22 protein-coding genes are annotated in these 19,777 nt (G+C 61.7%); 13 read left to right on the top strand and 9 right to left on the bottom strand.

Features of this window, described 5'->3' with window-relative positions:
* Nucleotides 1-265 precede the first annotated feature (265 nt).
* Together AC07SU_RS15095 and AC07SU_RS15090 are read left to right on the top strand one after the other, a co-directional pair.
* Complete coding sequence (locus AC07SU_RS15095) at nt 266-1,138, top strand: Tim44 domain-containing protein (protein WP_176994524.1); 873 nt, start codon at nt 266-268, stop codon at nt 1,136-1,138.
* Nucleotides 1,139-1,274: 136 nt separating this feature from the next.
* The gene (locus AC07SU_RS15090) at nt 1,275-1,682 is read left to right on the top strand and encodes an SMI1/KNR4 family protein (RefSeq protein WP_010207624.1); all 408 of its coding nucleotides are present in this window, start codon (nt 1,275-1,277) and stop codon (nt 1,680-1,682) included.
* 89 nt (nt 1,683-1,771) lie between these two features.
* Here the strand turns inward: AC07SU_RS15090 and AC07SU_RS15085 are convergent, their stop codons facing one another.
* Nucleotides 1,772-3,535 (bottom strand): cation:proton antiporter, encoded by a 1,764-nt coding sequence (locus AC07SU_RS15085; RefSeq protein ID WP_176994525.1) that lies wholly within the window; start codon nt 3,533-3,535, stop codon nt 1,772-1,774.
* Nucleotides 3,536-3,826: 291 nt separating this feature from the next.
* On the opposite strand from AC07SU_RS15085, the gene AC07SU_RS15080 reads away from it, so the two are divergent.
* Nucleotides 3,827-4,312: an acyl-CoA thioesterase gene (locus AC07SU_RS15080; RefSeq protein WP_176994526.1), complete on the top strand. Its 486-nt coding sequence runs from the start codon at nt 3,827-3,829 to the stop codon at nt 4,310-4,312.
* Between the two features lie 34 nt (nt 4,313-4,346).
* Here AC07SU_RS15080 and AC07SU_RS15075 read toward each other — a convergent pair whose 3' ends face one another.
* Nucleotides 4,347-5,387, bottom strand: a complete 1,041-nt coding sequence (locus AC07SU_RS15075; RefSeq protein ID WP_494997489.1) for a hypothetical protein — start codon at nt 5,385-5,387, stop codon at nt 4,347-4,349.
* Between the two features lie 82 nt (nt 5,388-5,469).
* A complete protein-coding gene (gene pdxY / locus AC07SU_RS15070) occupies nt 5,470-6,342 on the bottom strand; it encodes a pyridoxal kinase PdxY (RefSeq protein WP_178920472.1) in 873 nt (290 codons plus the stop codon).
* A gap of 117 nt (nt 6,343-6,459) precedes the next feature.
* On the opposite strand from pdxY, the gene AC07SU_RS15065 reads away from it, so the two are divergent.
* Nucleotides 6,460-6,855: a DUF3301 domain-containing protein gene (locus tag AC07SU_RS15065; protein WP_176994529.1), complete on the top strand. Its 396-nt coding sequence runs from the start codon at nt 6,460-6,462 to the stop codon at nt 6,853-6,855.
* Here AC07SU_RS15065 and AC07SU_RS15060 read toward each other — a convergent pair.
* The 4 genes from AC07SU_RS15060 to dksA are packed head-to-tail and all read right to left on the bottom strand — an operon-like array spanning nt 6,849 to nt 10,140.
* Entirely contained in the window at nt 6,849-7,811 is a 963-nt protein-coding gene (locus AC07SU_RS15060) for a CobW family GTP-binding protein (protein WP_494997488.1), read from the bottom strand. The genes AC07SU_RS15065 and AC07SU_RS15060 overlap by 7 nt on opposite strands.
* 44 nt (nt 7,812-7,855) lie before the next feature.
* Nucleotides 7,856-8,500 carry a DUF1826 domain-containing protein gene (locus tag AC07SU_RS15055; protein ID WP_176994531.1) on the bottom strand — a complete coding sequence of 215 codons (645 nt, stop codon included), beginning with the start codon at nt 8,498-8,500 and terminating at the stop codon, nt 7,856-7,858.
* Nucleotides 8,500-9,708: a zinc metallochaperone GTPase ZigA gene (gene zigA, locus AC07SU_RS15050; protein ID WP_494997487.1), complete on the bottom strand. Its 1,209-nt coding sequence runs from the start codon at nt 9,706-9,708 to the stop codon at nt 8,500-8,502. The genes AC07SU_RS15055 and zigA overlap by 1 nt, the downstream gene beginning before the upstream one ends.
* Nucleotides 9,709-9,735: 27 nt before the next feature.
* Nucleotides 9,736-10,140, bottom strand: a complete 405-nt coding sequence (gene dksA / locus AC07SU_RS15045) for an RNA polymerase-binding protein DksA (protein ID WP_494997486.1) — start codon at nt 10,138-10,140, stop codon at nt 9,736-9,738.
* Nucleotides 10,141-10,266: 126 nt separating this feature from the next.
* On the opposite strand from dksA, the gene AC07SU_RS15040 reads away from it, so the two are divergent.
* A complete protein-coding gene (locus AC07SU_RS15040) occupies nt 10,267-10,635 on the top strand; it encodes a glutamine synthetase (protein WP_259172425.1) in 369 nt (122 codons plus the stop codon).
* Here AC07SU_RS15040 and AC07SU_RS15035 read toward each other — a convergent pair.
* A complete protein-coding gene (locus tag AC07SU_RS15035; protein ID WP_176994535.1) occupies nt 10,632-11,843 on the bottom strand; it encodes an N-acetylmuramoyl-L-alanine amidase in 1,212 nt (403 codons plus the stop codon). The two genes, AC07SU_RS15040 and AC07SU_RS15035, sit on opposite strands and share 4 nt — an antisense overlap.
* 128 nt (nt 11,844-11,971) lie before the next feature.
* Between AC07SU_RS15035 and folE2 the strand changes: the two genes are divergently transcribed.
* From folE2 to AC07SU_RS15000, 7 genes are read left to right on the top strand one after another with little or no spacing between them, the layout of a single operon-like run.
* Nucleotides 11,972-12,868 carry a GTP cyclohydrolase FolE2 gene (folE2, locus tag AC07SU_RS15030; RefSeq protein WP_494997485.1) on the top strand — a complete coding sequence of 299 codons (897 nt, stop codon included), beginning with the start codon at nt 11,972-11,974 and terminating at the stop codon, nt 12,866-12,868.
* A complete protein-coding gene (locus tag AC07SU_RS15025; protein WP_176994537.1) occupies nt 12,865-13,533 on the top strand; it encodes a metal ABC transporter ATP-binding protein in 669 nt (222 codons plus the stop codon). The genes folE2 and AC07SU_RS15025 overlap by 4 nt, the downstream gene beginning before the upstream one ends.
* Nucleotides 13,533-14,399 carry a metal ABC transporter permease gene (locus AC07SU_RS15020; protein WP_176994538.1) on the top strand — a complete coding sequence of 289 codons (867 nt, stop codon included), beginning with the start codon at nt 13,533-13,535 and terminating at the stop codon, nt 14,397-14,399. Before AC07SU_RS15025 ends, AC07SU_RS15020 begins: the two co-directional genes overlap by 1 nt.
* A gap of 11 nt (nt 14,400-14,410) precedes the next feature.
* Complete coding sequence (locus tag AC07SU_RS15015) at nt 14,411-15,289, top strand: metal ABC transporter substrate-binding protein (RefSeq protein ID WP_494997484.1); 879 nt, start codon at nt 14,411-14,413, stop codon at nt 15,287-15,289.
* A complete protein-coding gene (gene hisI / locus AC07SU_RS15010) occupies nt 15,286-15,699 on the top strand; it encodes a phosphoribosyl-AMP cyclohydrolase (RefSeq protein ID WP_176994540.1) in 414 nt (137 codons plus the stop codon). The genes AC07SU_RS15015 and hisI overlap by 4 nt, the downstream gene beginning before the upstream one ends.
* Complete coding sequence (locus tag AC07SU_RS15005) at nt 15,696-16,256, top strand: gamma carbonic anhydrase family protein (RefSeq protein ID WP_494997483.1); 561 nt, start codon at nt 15,696-15,698, stop codon at nt 16,254-16,256. Before hisI ends, AC07SU_RS15005 begins: the two co-directional genes overlap by 4 nt.
* Before the next feature lie 2 nt (nt 16,257-16,258).
* Complete coding sequence (locus tag AC07SU_RS15000) at nt 16,259-17,596, top strand: dihydroorotase (RefSeq protein WP_494997482.1); 1,338 nt, start codon at nt 16,259-16,261, stop codon at nt 17,594-17,596.
* Here the strand turns inward: AC07SU_RS15000 and AC07SU_RS14995 are convergent.
* Nucleotides 17,593-18,114: a DUF3617 domain-containing protein gene (locus AC07SU_RS14995; protein WP_176994542.1), complete on the bottom strand. Its 522-nt coding sequence runs from the start codon at nt 18,112-18,114 to the stop codon at nt 17,593-17,595. The two genes, AC07SU_RS15000 and AC07SU_RS14995, sit on opposite strands and share 4 nt — an antisense overlap.
* A 130-nt stretch (nt 18,115-18,244) precedes the next feature.
* Here AC07SU_RS14995 and cls point away from each other — a divergent pair, with 130 nt between their 5' ends.
* Nucleotides 18,245-19,684 (top strand): cardiolipin synthase, encoded by a 1,440-nt coding sequence (gene cls / locus AC07SU_RS14990; RefSeq protein WP_494997481.1) that lies wholly within the window; start codon nt 18,245-18,247, stop codon nt 19,682-19,684.
* The last annotated feature ends 93 nt before the right edge of the window (nt 19,685-19,777 follow it).

The following is a 19,777-nucleotide window of genomic DNA, read 5'->3' as shown; positions in this document are numbered from 1 at the left end:
CCCCCCCCCCCCCCCCCCCCCCCCCCCCCTCCCCCCCCCCCCCCCCCCCCCCCCCACCCCCCCCCCCCCCCCCCCCCCCCCCGGCTCCTACAGGGCTCAGCGTTGCGCCCTTGTTTTTCCCCCGCTCGGACCAATATCTGTAACTAGTCCTACAGACCCTTCGGAATCGGTCTTACGCAAAAGCCCGAAACACTCTGCCGCTAGCCACTGTCACTGCACCTGTGCAACATGGCGCGCGTGCAATCCACAAATGGGAATTCCCTTTATGAAACGTTTTCTTAGCATCGCCATGGCGTTGTGCATCGGCCTGACGATGAGCCTCGACGCCAACGCCAAACGCTTCGGTGGCGGCAAAAGCATGGGCTCGGCACCGACTCACCAGACCAGCCAAATGGCTCCATCTGCCGGTGGCATGGGCGGTGCAGCCGCTACCGCCGGCGCAGCCGGTGCTGCTGGCGCCGCTGCCAAGGCTGGCGGTGCTTCGCGCTGGTTGGGCCCTCTGGCCGGTATCGCGGCCGGTGGCCTGCTCGCGTCCATGTTCATGGGCGGCGGGTTCCAGGGCATGCAGATCTTCGACATCCTGATCATGGCGGTCATCGCCTTTGTGATCTTCCGCTTTATCGCCGCCCGTCGCCGCAAGCAGCAGGAGCACCTGGCTCCAGCCGGCGCGCCGATGCAGCGTGAAGTGTTCGAGCAAAAGCCTGCCATGGGCTCGATCTTCGGTGGTTCGGCAGCCCCTGCGGCTGCACGCCCGGTGATCAACGCACCGGCCTGGTTCAACGAAGAGCGTTTTGTCGAAGCGGCCCGCAACCACTTCCAGTCCCTGCAACAGCACTGGGACGCCAACGAAATGGACAAGATCGCCGAGTTCGTGACCCCGCAACTGCTGGAGTTCCTCAAGCGCGAACGCGCTGACCTGGGCGACGGCTTCCAGTCGACCTACATCGACGACCTGCGCGTACAGCTCGAAGGCGTGGACGATCGCGCCGACAAGACCATCGCCACCCTGACCTTCAGCGGTGTGTCGAAGACCTCGCGTTTCGACCAGGGCGAAGTGTTCAGCGAAAGCTGGAACATGGAACGCCCACAAGGCGAGAACCAGCCTTGGCTGGTCGCCGGTATCCGCCAGAACGGCTGATACCCGCACGCTTGAGCAAGCGGTAATAAAAACCCCGGACATGTTCCGGGGTTTTCTATTTCACGGTTGCACTTATAGCGAGCTACTGTATAAAACGCCCCTATAAACCGCGCCATCTAGCAAGAGGATCCCGGCCGTGGAAGAAATCATCGAACAATTGCGTGAAGCCAACGAACCGGTCCCGGTTCCTCTGGAACTGCCTGACGAAGACCTGCTGGTGGAAATCGAGGAACAACTGTTCATCGACATCCCGTTTGTCTTCCGTGAATTCCTGCTGACCGTCAGCGACGTGGTGTACGGCAGCCTGGAGCCGGTGACCGTCACCGACCCGCAATCCCACACCTACCTGCCGGACGTTGCCGCCAACGCCTGGGACGCCGGTGTCGACCGCAGCCTGATCCCGATCTGCCAGGACGGCGATGACTACTACTGCGTCGAAGAAGACGGCACCGTGGTGCTGTGGTCTGGCGAGGAAGAAATCGTTACCGAGGAAACCTGGGAATCGGTGTGGCACTGGGCGCGGGACGTCTGGCTGGAAAGCTGATCGCGGTTGATTGGGCTTTTGTAGGAGCTGGCTTGCCAGCGATGGCGTCATCAAGAACGCTATCGCCGGCAAGCCGGCTCCTACAATGATTAGTGCTCTGGCGTGTCCTTGTGGTTATCCAGCGTCTCCAGCAAAGCGACCTGCATCCGCGTATGCACCCGGATAAACCAGCGCCAGAGCACCGCCGCCACCGCTGCCGTGACCACGGCGATCAGCACCAGCAGCTTGTTGGTCGGCAGGATACTGGCCGACAACGCAGCCAATAGCAGGAAGATCACCAGCAGCGACAGGAGGGGGATCAGCTCCGCGATCACCCGCCGCACACGCTGGGTATGGCGCCCGGCCATTTCCGGCTTCACGCTCATCTCTGCCAGCAGCATCGACAGCGCCTTGAGCTTGCGGTACGCCGCAATCAGGAACGGCAGCGACAACAGCAACGCACCGCCCCAGATCAACGCCTTCTGCCAGCTCGGATCGCTGATCCAGCCCTCCAGATACCCACCGATACGCGCCGCGAAAAAGCTGCCGGCGAAGAAGATCGCCACCACCAACGCCAGGTTCACCCCCACTTGCAGGATGATCTTGCGGATCATCGAGGCCAGCATCGCGCCCTCGCCTTGGGGCTGAATGCTGCGCAGCCATTCGCCATACAGGCCAAACACCCGGCTCATGCGCTTGGGCATCACCGCCGCAATCTTCAATGACAAGGGGTCGGCGCCGCGAATCAGGTACGGCGTCAGCAGTGTGGTAATTGCCGAAACCGCCACCGCGACCGGGTAAAGGAAATCACTGGTCACCTGCAGGGTCATGCCCAGCGCGGCGATGATGAAGGAAAACTCGCCAATCTGTGACAGCCCCATGCCCACCCGCAGTGAGGTACGCCCGTCATTACCGGCGATAAACGCCCCCAACCCGCAGGACAACATCTTGCCGAGCACCACCGCCACGGTGATCACCGCGATTGGCCAGGCGTATTGCAGCAGGATCTGTGGGTCGATCATCAAGCCAATGGCCACAAAGAAGATGGCGCTGAACATGTCGCGAACCGGCTCGATCAGGCGCTCGATCTTAATCAGCTGGCGGGATTCGGCCATGATCGCACCGATCAGGAACGCGCCCAGCACCATGCTGTATTCCAGCTTCACCACCAACAGACAGAAGCCGAAACACAGGCCCAGTACGGTGATCAGCAACATCTCATTGCTTTCGAACTTGGCCACATAAGCCAAGAGGCGCGGCACCAGCAAAATGCCAATGACCAGGGCGACGATCATGAACAGCGACAGCTTGCCGACCGTGGAGAACACCTCGCCGGAGCTGACCGTGCCACTGACGGCAATGCTCGACAGCAAGGCGATGATGCCGATGCCGAGGATGTCCTCCACGATCAGCACGCCGAATATCAGCTGGGCGAAACGCTGGTTCTTCATCTTCAGGTCGTTGAGCGCCTTGACGATGATGGTGGTGGAAGAGATCGCCAGGATCGCGCCAAGGAACAGTGAGTCCATGGTGTTCCAGTCGAACCAGCGGCCGATCTCGTAGCCGATCCAAATCATCAGGATGATCTCGAGGAACGCTGCGATGAACGCCGTGGCGCCCACCTTGAACAGCTTGCGCAGGCTGAACTCCAGGCCCAGGCAGAACATCAGGAAGATCACGCCCAGTTCGGCCAGGGTCTTGATGGTGTCTTCGTCGTGGATCAGGCCGAACGGCGGGGTGTGAGGGCCGATGATGAAGCCGGCGACGATGTAGCCCAGCACCACCGGCTGCTTGAGGCGGTGGAACAGGATGGTGACCACCCCTGCCACCAGCATGATCACAGCCAAGTCCTGGATAAAGCTGATGGCGTGCATGGCGAGGGGCTCCTTGAGGGTACTGGCGCTTTTCCCACTTCCGCGCGCGCCGTTGAACAATCGCATTGCGCGGAAGGAAAAGTCGGCCTAAATCGTAAGAAATGCCCTGAGACGGGCTTTTGAAGGTTAACACCGCGACTTCCAGCAGAAAGCCGGTGCAATATATGGAAACAGAACGGTGCAGGCGTGACGACAAGCCGCCCACCGGCGTCCGGTTATGGATGGCTCTGCAAAGATTCCAGCACCCGCAGAGGTGCCCCCCAACCAATGCCTACAACCCGTGAGTGTGCTATGGAACCCGGAAACGCCCAGCTGTCGATGACGGTACTGATGACCCCTGATATGGCCAACTTCTCAGGCAATGTCCACGGCGGCACCTTGCTCAAGTACCTCGACGAAGTGGCTTACGCCTGCGCCAGCCGTTATGCCGGTCGCTATGTGGTGACGCTGTCGGTAGACCAGGTGATTTTTCGCGAGCCGATCCATGTCGGCGAACTGGTGACCTTCCTGGCGTCGGTCAACTACACCGGCAACACCTCGATGGAGGTGGGCATCAAGGTGGTGACCGAGAACATCCGCGAACGCTCGGTGCGCCACACCAACAGCTGCTTCTTCACCATGGTGGCCGTGGACGACCAGCGCAAACCCGCCGCCGTCCCGCCGCTGCAGCCGCAGAACAGCGAAGACAAGCGCCGTTTCGTACAGGCCCAGCAGCGTCGGCAGATTCGCCAGGAATTGGAGAAGCGTTACCAGGAAATCAAGGACGACGCGCCGTAAGCCTTTGCGCAGGGGCTCGCCCCTGCGTCCGCCCTCAATAGCGCCAGCACTGGTCGTAGTGCGCGCACACGTCGAAGCGCTGGTCCAATTCGGCCATGCGCTCCATGTGAAGGTTAAGGGCCTCGACCATCATCGACTTGTCGGTGTCCTGGTAATAGCGCTCCATGAATTTGTCGTTCGCCTTGACGCGTTCGGTGACAGCGCGGTCCGTGGGGTTCATCCACTGTTCCAGCACAGCGTCTTCGGTGCCACTCAGGCGTAGCCGATACACCTGCTCGTAAAGCGCCAGCGTGCGCGCCTTGCGGCCGGCCATTTCCTGGCTGAACAAGACATAGTTTTGACGGTATTGCGTCCAATAGGCTTCAGGCGGGGTAAACGTACCCAGTTGCGCCTTGCGCTTGGCGATCACACCGTCGATCTCGTCCAGGGACGCTTGCAGGCGCCCCTGAGTGTCGGGCTCCATCAGCGTGATCAGTTGCAGGTTGGTGGACGTGATCGTGTTGATCAGGGCCGCGCGCTTGGGGGTTTCTGGGATCGACTTGCCGAAGATCGGACTTTGGCCCGTGCACGCCATCATCCCTTTATCAAAAATAGGCAGCGGAATGCGCTGGTCCTTGCCGTCAAAACGGGTCAGGCGCTGCAGCAGCGTGGTGCAGCTGCCGCCTCGCATATCGAAGGTCACTTCATACTCTTGCCCCGCCTTGGGCGTGAAGCTCACGGCCTTGCCACAGACGTAGCTGCCGCCGTTGGTGTTGATCATCAACATGACGTCTTTACCCGGCTCCAGCTTGACCTCCAACAGGCCCCTGGCCTTGGCGGGCGGAGGGACGATCATGTCGACACGCCGCTTGGTATCGACCAGCAGGAAGTTGTTGAGCATGCCAGTGTTGCGGCCCTGGCAATGCTGGGCGTCGTAGATGTCGAGGGTGCTGTTCGAGGTGTTGGAGACAAAGCGCAACTTGGCGGCATCGGGTGCCGTCGAGTCGGTGTAGGCACCGTTGACGCTGCAGCCTGTGAGCAATGACGTCAGGGCCAGGGCGGTGAGCGCCCGTGGCGATGGGAATACGGCTGGCATCGGTCTTCCTTGATTAGCACAGGGGACAAAGAGGCGGCCGATACTACCGGACGCCCTTTGCCTCGCTCAATCAGGAATACTCCTACAGCTCGATGGGCGTTGCTTCAAACCGTACGCGGGGATGGGCGATACGGTCCTGGGCGCGTACCAGCTCCAGCTCGTAACTGGCGCACGCCTGGGTTTCCAGCAGCACTTCATGCACTGCTGCTGCGGTGAACTCGAAGGCGGCCAACAGGCTGTCGCCCAGCAGCACCCGCGCCAGGAACAGCCCCGAGGTCAGGTCGCCCACGCCCACCGGCTGGCGCGGGAACGCCAACAGCGGCCGACGCAAATGCCAACTGCCTTCGGCGGTCACCAGCAACATCTCAAAACCTTCGGGCAACTTGCCTGGGTAATCCAGGTGCTTGACCAGCACCGCTTTGGGCCCGCGTGCCAGCAACGCCTTGGCCATGGCCAGGCAATCGAACAGCGATTGCGGCTTGCGACCGGCAAAGCTGTCGAGCTCCAGCTGGTTAGGGCACAGGAAATCGGCCATGGCCGCTGCTTCGTCCAGCAGGAAATCGCTGACTTCCTGCGGCACGATGCAGCCTTTTTCCGGATGGCCCATCACCGGGTCGCACAGGTACAGCGCCTTGGGGTTGATCGCCTTGATGCGCGCCACACCGCTGAGAATCGCCCGCCCCTGGTCTGCGCTGCCCAGGTAGCCGGACAGTACGGCGTCGCAGTTGCCCAGCTCGCCGATGGCCGCAATGCCTTCGACCAGCGCCGGAATTTGCTGCGGCGCCAGCACTTCGCCCGCCCACTGGCCATACTGGGTATGGTTGGAGAATTGCACCGTGTTCAGCGGCCAGACGTTCACCCCGACCCGTTGCATTGGGAATACGGCAGCGCTGTTTCCGGCGTGGCCAAAGACCACATGAGACTGGATCGCAAGCAGATGAGGTGTGCGTTTCATGCGGGAGATTTCCGTAAAGCCATTGAAATTCTGGCCGCGCAGTATGCGACTAAACGCAGCCTGTACGACAGACCGGCGACACAGTTAAGCTGCTCTCACTTTGTTGGAGTTTTTCGCATGCTGACCCTGGGAAATATCTTCGTGTTGATGCTGCTGGCGACCGGCGCTGCCTGGGTCTGGCACAACCACGGCCTGCGTGAGCGGGCGCTGGAGCGGGTCAAGCAGCATTGCGCCAAGCTCGACATCGAACTGCTCGACGGTGCCGTGGCGCTCAAGCGCATCGGTTTTGTGAAGGATGCCAACGGTCGGCGGCGCCTGGCACGCATCTACAATTTCGAGTTCACAGTGACCGGCGAAGCCCGCCATCCAGGGACCATCACCCAATTCGGCGCCCACAGCGCTCAAATCGAACTGGCACCCTACCCGTTCGAAATCAAGACGCCGCTGCCCAGCGCCGAAGTCATCGAGCTGAGCCAGTGGCGCCAGGACCACGCCACCAAGAACCGTCACTGACGGCAAGCAGCAACCGCAGCCTGTAGCGCCGCCACGTCCTGTGGCGCGCTGAAGATCAATTCGATACGCGAATCACGCCGCCACTCGCTGGGCTGCCAGGCGAGCGGGCTGTTATCCACAGCGTTGGCGCTGAGCCAGCCGTCCACGCTGTGGATAACCAGTTTGGCGCGGCGCCACTCAAGGCTGGTAAGCCAGCGATGCAGGTGTTGAACATCAAATTGCTGGCTTGGGTGCCAACGCCAGCCGATGCTCCAGCCGCCCTCTTGGGCCTGGCTCAAGCAGATGGGCAGCGCCGGGTCGCTCCAGAGAGCTGGCATCTGGGCCAAGCCTTGAGGTGCTTCGAAGTTATCCACGGCCGCGCTGGCCTTGGCGTGCAGGCCGGGCAAGTGCTCCAGCGGCAATTGCGCCTGGCGGGCCCAATACAGCGGTTTTTCGGGTAGCTGCCGTTCGATGGCCAGGCGTTGCTCGCCATCCAGCGACTCCTCTTTGTTCAACACCAGCAAGCCGGCACTGGCCAGCGCCTCACGCTGCGATTCGGGCAAGGGTTTGTCCGCCGCCAGCGCCTGGGCATCCAGCACCAGCACGCAGGGCTGAACCGCAAGCACGTTTTGCCACGGCGCTTCGCGCAATTGCTTGAGCAACTGTGCCGGATGGCCCAGACCAGAGGGCTCTATAAACAGCCGATCCGGCTTGGCCTTACGCAGCAAGCGGCCCAGGCCTACCTGGAACGGCGCACCATTCACACAACACAGACAGCCGCCCGGCACTTCGCCCAAGGCGATGCCGTCGTCATCCTGGGTGAGCAAGGCCGCGTCCAGGCCGATCTGCCCGAACTCGTTGATCAACACCGCCCAGCGCTCGTTGGCCGGGCGTTGGGCGAGCAGGTGCTTGATCAGGCTGGTCTTGCCGGCGCCCAAAGGCCCGGCAATCACGTGGGTGGGAATGTTCTGCAACATGAAAGGTGTCATTCAGGCCGTGTAGAGCGTTTGATCCTACGCGGTTATGCCAGCCAATCCAGTGTCAGGATCAAACGACGCTCATCGGCCTTCAGCGCCGGTGAGCGATGGATCAAGCCATGGCCTTCATTACCATGCCATTTGGTGCCCTTGAGCAAGGCCACTTCACCGCAGTGGATCTGCTCGATACGGTCAGTGGGCTCGGCGTCGGGCTGGCTGAGCTGGCGGCGGTCCATCACGCCTTCGCGCAACCACTGGCTGCCGATGCCGGCATAGGTGGTGATCAGGCGCACCGGCACGTGGTCGACGTGAAAACGCGGGCACATGGCCTTGTCCAGCAACCTCAGACGCACGCCAATGCGCTTGGCGCCGAGCAAACAGGCGAAGGCACTGACCAACCAGGAGACATCGGCGATGAAGCCTTCGTAGCCTTCCAGATCGCGGCAACTGGACGCCAAACCTTGCAGGTTCGGCACTGCGTCCTCGTTGTTGAGCTCAATCACGAGGGATTCGGCCAAAGGCTCGTTCAGCGCCACCAGCAACGCCCCGAATTCGGCGATATGCAGGGGCAACTGGCGCTGCCACACGGCCAGGTTGACGCCGTCTTCCAGAATATCGGACAGGGCCAGCGGCGTTTCGCCGTGGCTCTGGCGGATCACGGGGCGCAGGGGGATAACCGGGGCAAGCATCAGGCGGCAGCCTCCTCATACCAAGGGCCAAAAGGGTCAGCCAGCAAGCGCCAGCCTTCGACGCCCAGCGCCATTTCTTCATCGTTGAGCAGGCAGGCATCCAGCTCTGCGCGCATTTGGTCGAAGTCGATGTTTTGCCCGATAAACACCAGCTCCTGGCGGCAGTCACCGGTGCTCAACTGCCAGTTGCCCATGATGGCCGCGATGCTTTCTTCGTCTTGGGGCCACTGGCTTTTTGGCACAAAACGCCACCAACGCCCGGCAAAACCATGGCGCATCAAGCCACCGGCCTGGGACCAGCTGCCCGCGTCCCGATGCTTGCTGGCCAGCCAGAAAAAGCCCTTGGAGCGCAGCAATTTGCCGTTCACCCACGGGCGGTCGATGAAGTCGAAGAAGCGCTGTGGGTGGAAGGGGCGACGCGCGCGGTAGGCGGTGGACGCGATGCCATATTCTTCGGTTTCCGGCACGTGCTCACCGCGCAACTCCTGCAGCCAGCCCGGGGCCTGGGCGGCGCGTTCGAAGTCAAAGCGGCCGGTGTTGAGGATCTTGTTCAGCGGCACTTCACCCATGACCATCGGGATGATTTCGGCCTGGGCATTCAGGCGTTCAAGGATCGCCATCAGCTCTTCGCGCTCGCGGCTGCTGATGAGGTCGATCTTGCTGATCAGGATGACGTCAGCAAATTCGATCTGCTCGATCAGCAGGTCGGTGATGGAACGTTCGTCGTCCTCCCCCAGGGTTTCACCCCGTGAGGCCAGGCTTTCGGCGGCCTGGTAGTCGAGCAGGAAGTTCATGCCGTCGACCACCGTGACCATGGTGTCCAGGCGGGCAATGTCGGCCAGGCTCTGCTCGTTTTCGTCGCGAAAGGTAAATGTCTCGGCCACGGGTAAAGGCTCGGAGATGCCGGTGGATTCGATCAACAGGTAATCGAACCGACCTTCCTTGGCGAGTTTTCCGACTTCTTCCAGCAAGTCTTCACGCAAGGTGCAGCAGATGCAGCCGTTGCTCATCTCCACCAGCTTTTCTTCGGCGCGGTTGAGGGTGACGTCGCGCTGTACCTCGCTGCCGTCGATGTTGATCTCGCTCATGTCATTGACGATCACCGCCACCCGCAGGTTTTCGCGGTTGCGCAGGACATAGTTGAGCAGCGTGCTTTTGCCGGCGCCGAGAAAGCCGGATAACACGGTAACGGGAAGGCGGTTGGTCATCAGGTGGTCCTCATCAGGGGTGGCCGGTCAAATCGCCCGTTTGTGGCGTTCGCGCAGCTCTTCACGTTCTTTGGCTTCGATACACAAGGTGGCGGTAGGACGCAGCAGCAGGCGCTGTAGGCCGATGGGCTCGCCGGTTTCACGGCACCAGCCGTATTCGCCGCGCGCCAGCAGTTCGAGGGCGTCGTCGATCTTGTCCAACAGCTTCTTTTCCCGCTCGAGCAGGCGCAGTTGCCACTGGCGCTGTTCTTCGGCGCTGCCTACGTCAACCGGGTCGCTGTTGGTTTCTTGCTCACGCAGGACGAGAAACTCGGCGTCGATACGCACTTGCAGCTCATTGCGCTGGGCCAACAGCAGCTCTCGGAAGAAGCCTTGCTGGGCTTCATTCATATAGTCGGCGGCGGGTTGGGCCAGGAGGTCTTGTTCAGTCATGGGAAGCGGTTCACGGGTCAGGCTGTTTTTTAATGTTATAGTATAACAATACAAATAAGCCAATCCCCCTTGCTCGTCGCGACGAAGGGCGCAATGCTTGACCACCCTCTGCCCCTGAGAAAACCTATGAAATACCTGGTGTGCGCCCTGTTATTGGCAGCGGCAGGATCGGCCTGCGCCCAGCCACCGAGCCTGTTGGCCAACTGCACGCGCAGCGCCAACCTGCTGGCGTGTGTGGACCCATTGGGGAATGCCTACAGCGTGGCGACGGCGGGCAGCACTACGTACTTGCGGGGGTTTGAAGTGATCGGCAAACGCTATTGGGCGCAGACCAACAGCCGCTATGGGCAACTGACGTTCTTTACCGGGCTGGCTTCCGATGGTGAGGCGTGGGTCGGCTACACGCGTCGCGTGGGCTGGACCACCCTCAACCGGTTCTCCAGTTCAGGGGGCGCCAGCGCCAAGTTCACGTGCAGCCGTATCACCGGCTGTTAGACCTGGCCGTTCTTCTGCTCCTGAACCCAGGCCATGTAGCTGTTCATCGGTGGGTTCTTCTGGAAGTAACTTTTCAGACCTTCGAACAGGCCATCGGCCACAGCCTGCTGATGACGCGCCGTCACCAGGCGCTGGGCGTCCTGGGTATTGGAGATAAACCCGGTTTCCACCAGGATCGATGGCACATCCGGTGACTTGAGCACCGCAAAACCTGCCTGTTCCACGCGCTTCTGGTGCAGCGTGGTGATGCTTTGCAGGCTGCCCAATACAGAGCTGCCCAATTGCAGGCTGGAAGCGATGGTGGCGTTCATCGACATATCGAGAATCACACCGGCCAACATCGGATCTTTGTCTTTCAAGTTGAGCAAGGTGGTAGCGCCCAACAAGTCCGCGCCGTTTTCACGCTGCGCCATGAAACGCGCGGTAGCCGAAGTTGCTCCGCCTTCTGACAGCGCATAGACCGAGGCGCCCGAAGCCGTGAGCCGCGGTGCAGCATCGGCGTGTACCGAAATAAACATATCCGCCTTGTGCTGACGCGCAATGTCCACGCGCTTGCGCAGCGGCACGAAGAAGTCGTCGTTGCGCACCAGCTTCACGTCAAAGCCCTTCTCGCGCTTCAAACGCTTGGCCAGCAACTGGGCGATCGACAACACCACATCTTTTTCGCGCTGGCCTTTGGAACCGATGGCGCCGGGGTCTTTGCCGCCGTGGCCAGGGTCGACCACCACAATAATGTCGCGCTTGGGGTGGGCTTTATCCACCGGAGCGGCCAGCGGCGCCGGCTCAGCGGCGATCTGGCGCGGAGCGTGGGTGGCGCTGGTCAAGTCCAGCACCAGGCGGTGGCCTTGGCCGTCCTGAGGCGGCAGCAAGAAGCTGTTGAGCTGCATCGGCGCGGCCAGGTCCAGCACGATCCGCGTGTCGCCCTTGCCGAAATGCCCGGAGCGAATCGACGTGATCCCGCTGTTCTTCAACGCCAGCTGAGAAAAATCACCGGTGAGCCCGGCGCCACTCAAATCGATGATCAAGCGTTCAGGCGATGTAAGGGAAAAGGTCTTGTATTGCACCGGGCCGCTGAGGTCGAACACCAGCCGTAGCTTGTCGTCCGAACGCCACAGGCGTGCATTACGGATCTGCGTGGCGTAGGCCCCCAACGGCAACGTGAACAGGGGACTGACCAGCAGCAGGTTAAGAAGCTGACGTCTGTGCATGACATATACCGCAAATAAAGGAGCGTCCCTGCTCGATATGACTGAAGAAAGGCTGGAGCAGAAAAATCATCGTCGACTCAATAGTTATAATATAACATGTCTTTTTATTTCCAACGATGGACCTGCTCATGAATGCGCTGACTCTGCCGGATATCGCCGCGCAGGCTTCACGCCAAGCCTTGCCACTCGACTGGGTGGGCATGTGCGGCATTGCCCTGCCGATTCTCATCGACGGCCAGCGTCTGACGGCCACCGCCGATGCCGGCGTAAGCCTGGACGACGGTGAGGCCCGTGGCATTCATATGTCACGCCTGTACCTGGCCCTGGAAATGCTCGACCAACAGCCCCTTACGCCTGCGCTTCTGCATACTCTACTTGAGCGCTTTCTTGAGAGTCATGAAGGTTTATCTAAGAACGCCTACCTGCGTATCCACACCGATTTGCTGCTCAAACGGCCGGCGCTGGTCAGCCCGTTGGCCGGCTGGAAAGGCTATCCGGTGAGCATCGAAGCGCGCCTGGAAAACCAGATGTTCCACGTGGAACTAAAAATTGACGTTACTTACTCGTCAACCTGCCCTTGCTCCGCCGCGCTCGCCAGGCAGTTGATTCAGCAGCAATTTCTTGAAGATTTTGCCAACACGCCGCTGCAACACGAGGACGTACTGACCTGGCTCGGCAGCGCCAACGGCATCGTCGCCACACCTCACAGCCAGCGCAGCAGCGCGCAGCTTTCCATCCAGCTGGATGAAACCCTGCTGTACCTGCCCCTGACCGACCTGATCGACAACGTCGAGGCCGCCCTCGGCACCGCCGTGCAAACCGCAGTAAAACGTGCGGACGAACAAGCCTTCGCCCTGGCCAACGGGCAGAACCTGATGTTCTGCGAAGACGCCGCCCGCCGCCTGAACCTCGCCTTGAAACGCTCGGATGCCGTCAAAGCCTTCCACCTGAAAGTGATCCACGCCGAAAGCCTGCACGCGCACGATGCCGTGGCTGAAAGCCGCTGGACGAGACACTCTGCATGATCACCTGCACCGCTTTGCGCTGGGGCGCTCCCGGCCAACCGCTGACGCCCGCCATTGATCTCACGCTGGAAAAAGGCAGCCTCACCGGCGTGATCGGCGCCAACGGCACCGGCAAAAGCAGCCTGCTCAAAGTCATCGCCGGCCTGCAAAAACCACTGGCAGGGAAAGTCACCGTGGATGTTCCACGCCGTGGTGGCTTGTCGTTCCTGCCCCAGCAACAACACCTCGACCGCCAGTTCCCTATCAGCCTGCAAGAGCTGGTGGCCGCTGGCTTCTGGGGCACCAAGCTGACCCCGGAGCAACGCAACCAGCGTCTGCAAGCGGTACTGGAAGACTGGTGCCTCAGCGGCCTCGAGCACCGCCCATTAATGGCGTTATCGGGTGGCGAACTGCAACGCGCCCTGCTCGCCCGCATGAGCCTGGCCGAAGCGCCGGTATTGCTGTTGGATGAGCCCCACGCCGCCCTCGATGAAGAAGGCCAGGCCCTGTGCTGGAAACACGTACACGCCTGGCACGACCAAGGCCGCACCGTGGTGATCGTGTGCCATGACCTCGCCTCCGTGCGCCATCACACCCAGCAAGTGGTTCAAATCAAAAGCACCGGCTGCGTGTTCGGCCCAAGCAAAGAACTGATTCGCCCGCAACCGCACATGCAGGTGGCCTGATGCACTTCGCCGCCCACCTGTGGATGCCGTTCTTCGATTTCGTCTTTATGCGCCGCGCCCTGATCGGCGGCCTGGTGCTCGCCTGCAGCACCGCGCCACTCGGCGTGTTCCTGATCCTGCGCCGCATGAGCCTGATCGGCGACGCCGTGGCCCACGGCATCCTGCCCGGTGCCGCACTGGGCTTCTGGTTCGCCGGGCTCAGTCTGCCCGCCCTGACCATCGGCGGCCTCGGTGCCGGCCTGGGCATGGCCGGGCTCTCGGCATGGATCACCCGCCGCACCGGGCTGCGTGAAGACGCCAGCCTCGCCGCCATCTACCCCATTTCCCTCGCGGCCGGCGTGCTCATCCTTGGCATCGCCGGCAAGCGCCTGGACCTGCTTCACCTGCTGTTCGGCTCTGCCCTGGCCGTGGACGAAACCACCCTCACCGGCATGTTGTGGGTCTCCGGGTTCAGCCTGATCGCCATGGCGGTGATCTACAAACCGCTGCTGCTGGACACCCTCGACCCGCTGTTCCTGCAAACCGTCAGCCGCCTGGGCCCGCTGGCTCATGGGTTGTTCCTGACCCTGGTGGTGCTGAACCTGGTGATCGGCTTCCAGGCCATCGGCGCCTTGATGGTCGTGGGTTTGATGATGTTGCCGGCCATTGCTTCACGCTTCTGGAGCCGGCGCCTGCCGGTGTTGATCGCGGTATCGGCGGTGCTGGGATGCCTGTCGGTGTGGTTCGGTTTGTTGCTGTCGTTCTACTACTCACTGCCCAGCGGCCCGGCCATCGTGCTGGTGGCTGGCATTGGGTACCTGCTGTCTGTGGTTTTCGGTCCGGTGCACGGCTTGCTGCGCCGTCCGCCCTCTCTTACATCCCAATGAGGTGTTTCCCGATGCGCGCTTTACTCGTGCTGTTCAGTCTGCTGCTGCCGTTGTCGATGGCCCAGGCCGCCGACAAACTCCAGGTGGTTACCAGCTTCAGTATTCTCGATGACATCACCCACCAGATCGGTGGCGATCACATCCAGATCAGCAACATGGTCGGCCCCGATTCCGACGCCCACACCTATGAACCCACCCCGGACGACGCCAAGGCGTTGCTCAAGGCCAAAGTCATCATCAAGAATGGCCTGGGCTTCGAGCCCTGGCTGGACCGCCTGGTGACCAGCACCGAAACCAAGGCCACCGTGGTCACTGCCAGCAAAGGCGTGATCTCCCACACCATGGAAGAAGACGGCGAAACCATCCCCGACCCGCACGCCTGGCACAACCTGGCCAACGCCGAAATCTACGTGAACAACATCACCAAAGCGCTGGTGGCTGCCGACCCGGCCAACAAGACGGACTACCTGCGCAACAGCCAGGCCTACCTGAAGGAAATCTACCGCCTGCTCGCCGAAGCCAAGACCAAGTTCGGCGCGCTGCCACCGGGCAACCGCCGCATCGTGACCTCCCATGACGCCTTCGGTTACCTGGGCCAGGCCTATGGCATTGAGTTCCTCGCGCCACAAGGCCTGTCCACCGAGCGTGAACCGTCGGCTGCCGAAGTCGCCGCACTGATCACTCAGATCCGCAAGGACAAGGTCAAAGCCGTGTTCATGGAAAACATCAAGGACGCGCGCCTGCTCAAGCAGATCGCTGACGAAAGCGGCGCGCAGATCGGCGGCACGCTGTACTCCGACGCTCTCGCCGCCGAAGGCCCGGCCAGCACCTTCACCGGGCTGTTCGAATACAACCTCAACACCCTGTGCGCAGCCCTGAGCAAGCCATGACCTTGAGCATGCTCGATCTGGAAGAGGCTGCCCTGGGCAGCCGCTTTCCACTCGAACCGGTGCTCGACGCCCTGCCGTGGAACAGCGATGGCCTGATTGCCGCCATTGCCCAGCAACACGGCAGCGGCGAGGTGTTGATGCTGGCCTGGATGAACCGCCAGGCCCTCACAGAAACCCTGGCTACCGGGCAAGTCTGCTACTGGTCCCGCTCGCGCCAGCACTTGTGGCGCAAGGGCGAAAGCTCGGGCCACTGGCAGCAACTGGTGGAGGCTCGCCTGGATTGCGACGGCGACGCCGTGCTGCTAATCGTCGACCAGCAAGGCCCGGCCTGCCACACCGGCCGACCCACTTGCTTCTACAACGCCATTGACGGCGACCACGTCCACATCATTACGGAGCCCGTTGCATGATCCGCAAGAACCCCTCCGGCGACCTGCCGGTCATCGCTGAATCGGCCTACGTCGACAAGACCGCGATCATCTGCGGCAAGGTCATCATCGGCGAGAACGTCTTCGTCGGCCCCTACGCCGTGATCCGCGCTGACGAAGTCGACGCCACGGGTGCGATGGACCCCATCACCATCGGCGCCAACTCCAACATCCAGGACGGCGTGGTCATCCACTCCAAATCCGGCGCGGCGGTGACCATCGGCGAATTCACCTCCATCGCGCACCGCTCCATCGTCCATGGCCCCTGTACGGTCGGCGATCGCGTCTTCATCGGCTTCAACAGTGTGCTGTTCAACTGCGCCGTCGGCGATGGTTGCGTGGTGCGCCACAACTCGGTGGTCGACGGCCGCGACTTGCCTGCCGCCTTCTACGTACCGTCCACCACACGCATTGGGCCCAATACGGACCTGTCGCAATTCCCGCCGGTGAGTGTCAGCGCCTCGGAGTTTTCCGAAGACGTGGCACGCACCAACGTCGATTTGGTACGCGGCTACAAAGCCCTGCAAAACGAGTTCTGACCATGAGCCGCCTGCTAATCCGCAACGCCCGCCTGGTAAACGAAGGCCTGGAATTCGACGCCGATGTGCTGGTTGCCAATGGCCGAATCGAGAAGATTGCCAGCAGCCTCGAAGGCTACAACGAACCGGTGGAAATCGACGCCCAAGGCCAGTGGCTGCTGCCGGGCATGATCGATGACCAAGTGCACTTTCGTGAGCCTGGCGCGCCGGACAAAGGCAGTTTTTATAGCGAATCGCGCGCGGCCGTCGCCGGTGGCATCACCAGCTTCATGGACATGCCCAACACCAACCCGGCCACCCTGAACCTGGAAGCGCTGGCCGATAAGAAGCGCCGCGCCGCCCTGCATTCGGTGGCCAACTATGGGTTTCACTTCGGGGTGAGCAACGACAACCTCGACACCGTCGCCGCCCTCGATCCACGGGAAGTGGCCGGCGTCAAAGTGTTCATGGGCGCGTCCACCGGCAACATGCTGGTGGACGACCCGCGAATCCTGGAGCGCCTGTTCGCCGAAGTGCCGACCATTTTGTTGGCCCACTGCGAGCACACGCCGAGCATCCTGGCCAACGAGCAGCGCCTGCGCGAACGCTTTGGCGATCACATCCCCGCCGTCGCCCACCCGCTGATCCGCGATGCCCAAGCCTGTTATCGCTCGTCATCCTTTGCCGTGGAATTGGCCCAGCGCCACGGCACGCGCCTGCACGTGTTGCACCTGACCACTGCCCGTGAGCTGGCGCTGTTTGAAGACAAACCGCTGGCCGAGAAGCGCATCACCGCCGAGGTGTGCCTGCACCATTTGTTGTTCGATGACCGCGACTATCACCGCCTCGGACATCAGATCAAATGCAACCCGGCGATCAAGACCCGTGCCGACCGCGACGCCCTGCGCCAAGCCTTATTGAGTGATCGTCTGGATGTGATCGGCAGTGACCATGCACCGCATACCTGGGCGCAGAAACAGTTGGGTTATCGCGAAGCGCCGTCCGGGCTGCCACTGGTGCAACACGCATTGCCGGCGTTGTTGGAACTGGTGGCTGACGGGCACCTGCCACTGACCACGCTGGTGGCGAAGACCAGCCATCGCGTGGCCGACCTGTTCGCCATTCCTGATCGGGGCTATTTGCGTGAAGGGTATTGGGCCGACCTGGTGCTGATCCAGCCCGAGCCCCAAGGCAAGCCCGTCAGTAGCCAGCCGATCCTGGCGCGCTGCGGCTGGACGCCTTTTGCCGAGCGCAGCTTCCAGCACAGCGTCAGCACCACGCTGGTGTCAGGCCACCTGGCGTGGCACAACGGCCAGGTGGTCGACAGTTGCCAGGGTTTGCCCCTGCATTTTCTGCGTTAAGCGCGAGGCTTGACCGTACCGCAGTCGTTGCCCAGCCACTGGGCATGGCTGTCGAGGCTGCCCTTCTGCTGGATGCCGGTGGCATTGAAGGTGCCGTTGACGGTGGTGGTGAATTCTTTCTGGCTCTGGAAGGTCGCGACGCCAGTGCCTTGGGCTTTCGGGCAACTGAAACGGAATTTCCACTGGTTGCCGGTCTTGTCGGTCACTTCCTGTTTGCAGCCCGATTGCGGGTCGGTCAGCGGGATCGAGTCTGAGGCGACCTGAGCCGGTGTAAGGCACACCTGCACGCCTTTACCGGCCATAGTGATACCCTGTTTTTCCAGCATGGCGCGCTGTTCAGGGGTCATCTGTTGCTTGAGCTGGCCGAGGATCAGAGAAAGATCCGGCAGGTCCTGGTTGTCCACTTTCATGTTGCTGGTGGTCAATTCCCACAAGCCCGGCGCCAGCATCTGCGCCTGCGCCGCCACAGGCAGCGACAAACCAGTAACCATGGCTAAACAGAGCAAACGAGCATTCATCGGGTAACTCCTGGGTAATGTTGGGCGTTAGACGCCGCAAAGCCGCCAGTGTTGCACGGCAAATAAAATAGCGACATTCACAGCCGTTCATGGTCTGTTAGGCACTGGACTGTCAGGAGTCATGTCGTTCATGGATTTTTTTGGCCCGCACCTGCTCGCCTACTTCATCGCCACGCTGCACTTTCTCGGGACACTCGCCGCGATCCACGCGGTGCTGACCGTCAGGACCGCCCAAGGCTCGATCGCCTGGGCCTTGTCGTTGATGTTCATGCCCTACCTGACGCTGATCCCCTACCTGATCTTCGGCCGCAGCACCTTCGACGCCTACATCCAGGCCCGCCGCCAGGCCAACCAGGAAATGCACACCGCCATCACCGAATTGAATTGGCGCCCCTGGGTCGAAGAAGCCCTCGCTGCGCGCAATTCCAGCGCCTACGCGTCCCTGCGCGCCATGCCCAAGCTGGGGCGCATGCCGTGCCTGGCCAACAATGAAGTGCGCTTGCTGATCAATGGCGATGCCACGTTCAGCGCGATCTTCGAAGCCATTGGCAACGCCAAAACCGCTGTGCTGTTCCAGTTTTTCATCATTCACGACGATGAGCTCGGCCGCCAACTCCACGCCCTGCTCAAGAACAAGGCGGCCGAAGGCGTGGCCATTTATGTGCTCTACGACCGCATCGGCAGCCATGCCCTGCCCCATCGTTACGTGCAGTCACTGCGTGATGCCGGCGTACAGGTCAAGGCGTTCGCTACCCGCAGCGGCTGGCTCAATCGGTTCCAGGTCAATTTCCGTAACCACCGCAAAATCGTGGTGGTGGACGGTATAACCGGGTTCGTCGGCGGGCATAACGTGGGCGATGAATACCTGGGCAAAAAACCGCCACTAGCGCCCTGGCGCGATACCCATGTGCAGGTGACCGGCCCGGTGGTCGCGTGTTTGCAGGAGTCGTTTGCCGAAGACTGGTTCTGGGCCGCGCGGGAGCTGCCGCCGCTGATCCTGCCGGACGCCTACCCCGAAGACGGCGTGCTCTGCCAACTGCTCGCCAGCGGCCCGGCCGATCCGTATGAAACCTGCTCGCTGTTTTTTGTCGAAGCCATTCATGCGGCAACTGAACGGGTGTGGATCACCAGTCCGTATTTCATTCCCGATGAAGCGGTCTTCTCCGCCCTGCGCCTGGCGGTCTTGCGCGGCGTCGATGTGCGCCTGTTGCTGCCCTCGCGCCCCGACCATCGCGTCGTCTACGCCGCCTCCAGCCTCTACGCGATCGAAGCCGTGCGCGCCGGGGTGCGGGTGTTCCGCTACACGCCAGGGTTTCTGCATCAGAAAGTGGTACTGGTCGACAGCGAAATCAGCGCCATCGGCAGTGCGAACATGGACAACCGTTCATTCCGGTTGAATTTCGAAGTGATGTTGCTGACCGTGGACCAAGCCTTCGCCAGCCAGGTGGAACAGATGCTGCTGGATGACTTCGCCCTGGCCCATGAAGTCAGCCAGGAAGAAAGCCGCGAGACCCGCCGCCTGCAACAGCTCGGCATGCGGGTGGCCCGCTTGATCTCACCGATCCTCTAGCTGGCAACTCCAAATCAATGTGGGAGCTGGGGGGGGGGGGGGGGGGGGGGGGGGGGGGGGGGGGGGGGGGGGGGGGGGGGGGGGGGGGGGGGG

The sequence above is a fragment of the Pseudomonas sp. GW821-FHT05H12 genome (genome assembly GCF_059419385.1).
Note: the sequence above shows the minus strand (reverse complement) of the source record. Positions and strands in the feature narration are given on the sequence as shown.

What these genes read in the sequence shown, in the direction of transcription:
- AC07SU_RS15035 (WP_176994535.1), bottom strand. Translation starts at nt 11,843, where the DNA reads ATGCACAGACGTCAGCTTCTTAACCTGCTGCTGGTCAGTCCCCTGTTC.
- AC07SU_RS15005 (WP_494997483.1), top strand. Translation starts at nt 15,696, where the DNA reads ATGATCCGCAAGAACCCCTCCGGCGACCTGCCGGTCATCGCTGAATCG.
- AC07SU_RS15020 (WP_176994538.1), top strand. Translation starts at nt 13,533, where the DNA reads ATGCACTTCGCCGCCCACCTGTGGATGCCGTTCTTCGATTTCGTCTTT.
- AC07SU_RS15075 (WP_494997489.1), bottom strand. Translation starts at nt 5,387, where the DNA reads ATGCCAGCCGTATTCCCATCGCCACGGGCGCTCACCGCCCTGGCCCTG.
- AC07SU_RS15015 (WP_494997484.1), top strand. Translation starts at nt 14,411, where the DNA reads ATGCGCGCTTTACTCGTGCTGTTCAGTCTGCTGCTGCCGTTGTCGATG.
- AC07SU_RS15095 (WP_176994524.1), top strand. Translation starts at nt 266, where the DNA reads ATGAAACGTTTTCTTAGCATCGCCATGGCGTTGTGCATCGGCCTGACG.
- cls (WP_494997481.1), top strand. Translation starts at nt 18,245, where the DNA reads ATGGATTTTTTTGGCCCGCACCTGCTCGCCTACTTCATCGCCACGCTG.
- pdxY (WP_178920472.1), bottom strand. Translation starts at nt 6,342, where the DNA reads ATGAAACGCACACCTCATCTGCTTGCGATCCAGTCTCATGTGGTCTTT.
- AC07SU_RS15085 (WP_176994525.1), bottom strand. Translation starts at nt 3,535, where the DNA reads ATGCACGCCATCAGCTTTATCCAGGACTTGGCTGTGATCATGCTGGTG.
- zigA (WP_494997487.1), bottom strand. Translation starts at nt 9,708, where the DNA reads ATGACCAACCGCCTTCCCGTTACCGTGTTATCCGGCTTTCTCGGCGCC.
- AC07SU_RS15080 (WP_176994526.1), top strand. Translation starts at nt 3,827, where the DNA reads ATGGAACCCGGAAACGCCCAGCTGTCGATGACGGTACTGATGACCCCT.
- AC07SU_RS15055 (WP_176994531.1), bottom strand. Translation starts at nt 8,500, where the DNA reads ATGCTTGCCCCGGTTATCCCCCTGCGCCCCGTGATCCGCCAGAGCCAC.
- AC07SU_RS15040 (WP_259172425.1), top strand. Translation starts at nt 10,267, where the DNA reads ATGAAATACCTGGTGTGCGCCCTGTTATTGGCAGCGGCAGGATCGGCC.
- AC07SU_RS15025 (WP_176994537.1), top strand. Translation starts at nt 12,865, where the DNA reads ATGATCACCTGCACCGCTTTGCGCTGGGGCGCTCCCGGCCAACCGCTG.
- folE2 (WP_494997485.1), top strand. Translation starts at nt 11,972, where the DNA reads ATGAATGCGCTGACTCTGCCGGATATCGCCGCGCAGGCTTCACGCCAA.
- AC07SU_RS14995 (WP_176994542.1), bottom strand. Translation starts at nt 18,114, where the DNA reads ATGAATGCTCGTTTGCTCTGTTTAGCCATGGTTACTGGTTTGTCGCTG.
- AC07SU_RS15065 (WP_176994529.1), top strand. Translation starts at nt 6,460, where the DNA reads ATGCTGACCCTGGGAAATATCTTCGTGTTGATGCTGCTGGCGACCGGC.
- AC07SU_RS15060 (WP_494997488.1), bottom strand. Translation starts at nt 7,811, where the DNA reads ATGTTGCAGAACATTCCCACCCACGTGATTGCCGGGCCTTTGGGCGCC.
- hisI (WP_176994540.1), top strand. Translation starts at nt 15,286, where the DNA reads ATGACCTTGAGCATGCTCGATCTGGAAGAGGCTGCCCTGGGCAGCCGC.
- dksA (WP_494997486.1), bottom strand. Translation starts at nt 10,140, where the DNA reads ATGACTGAACAAGACCTCCTGGCCCAACCCGCCGCCGACTATATGAAT.
- AC07SU_RS15000 (WP_494997482.1), top strand. Translation starts at nt 16,259, where the DNA reads ATGAGCCGCCTGCTAATCCGCAACGCCCGCCTGGTAAACGAAGGCCTG.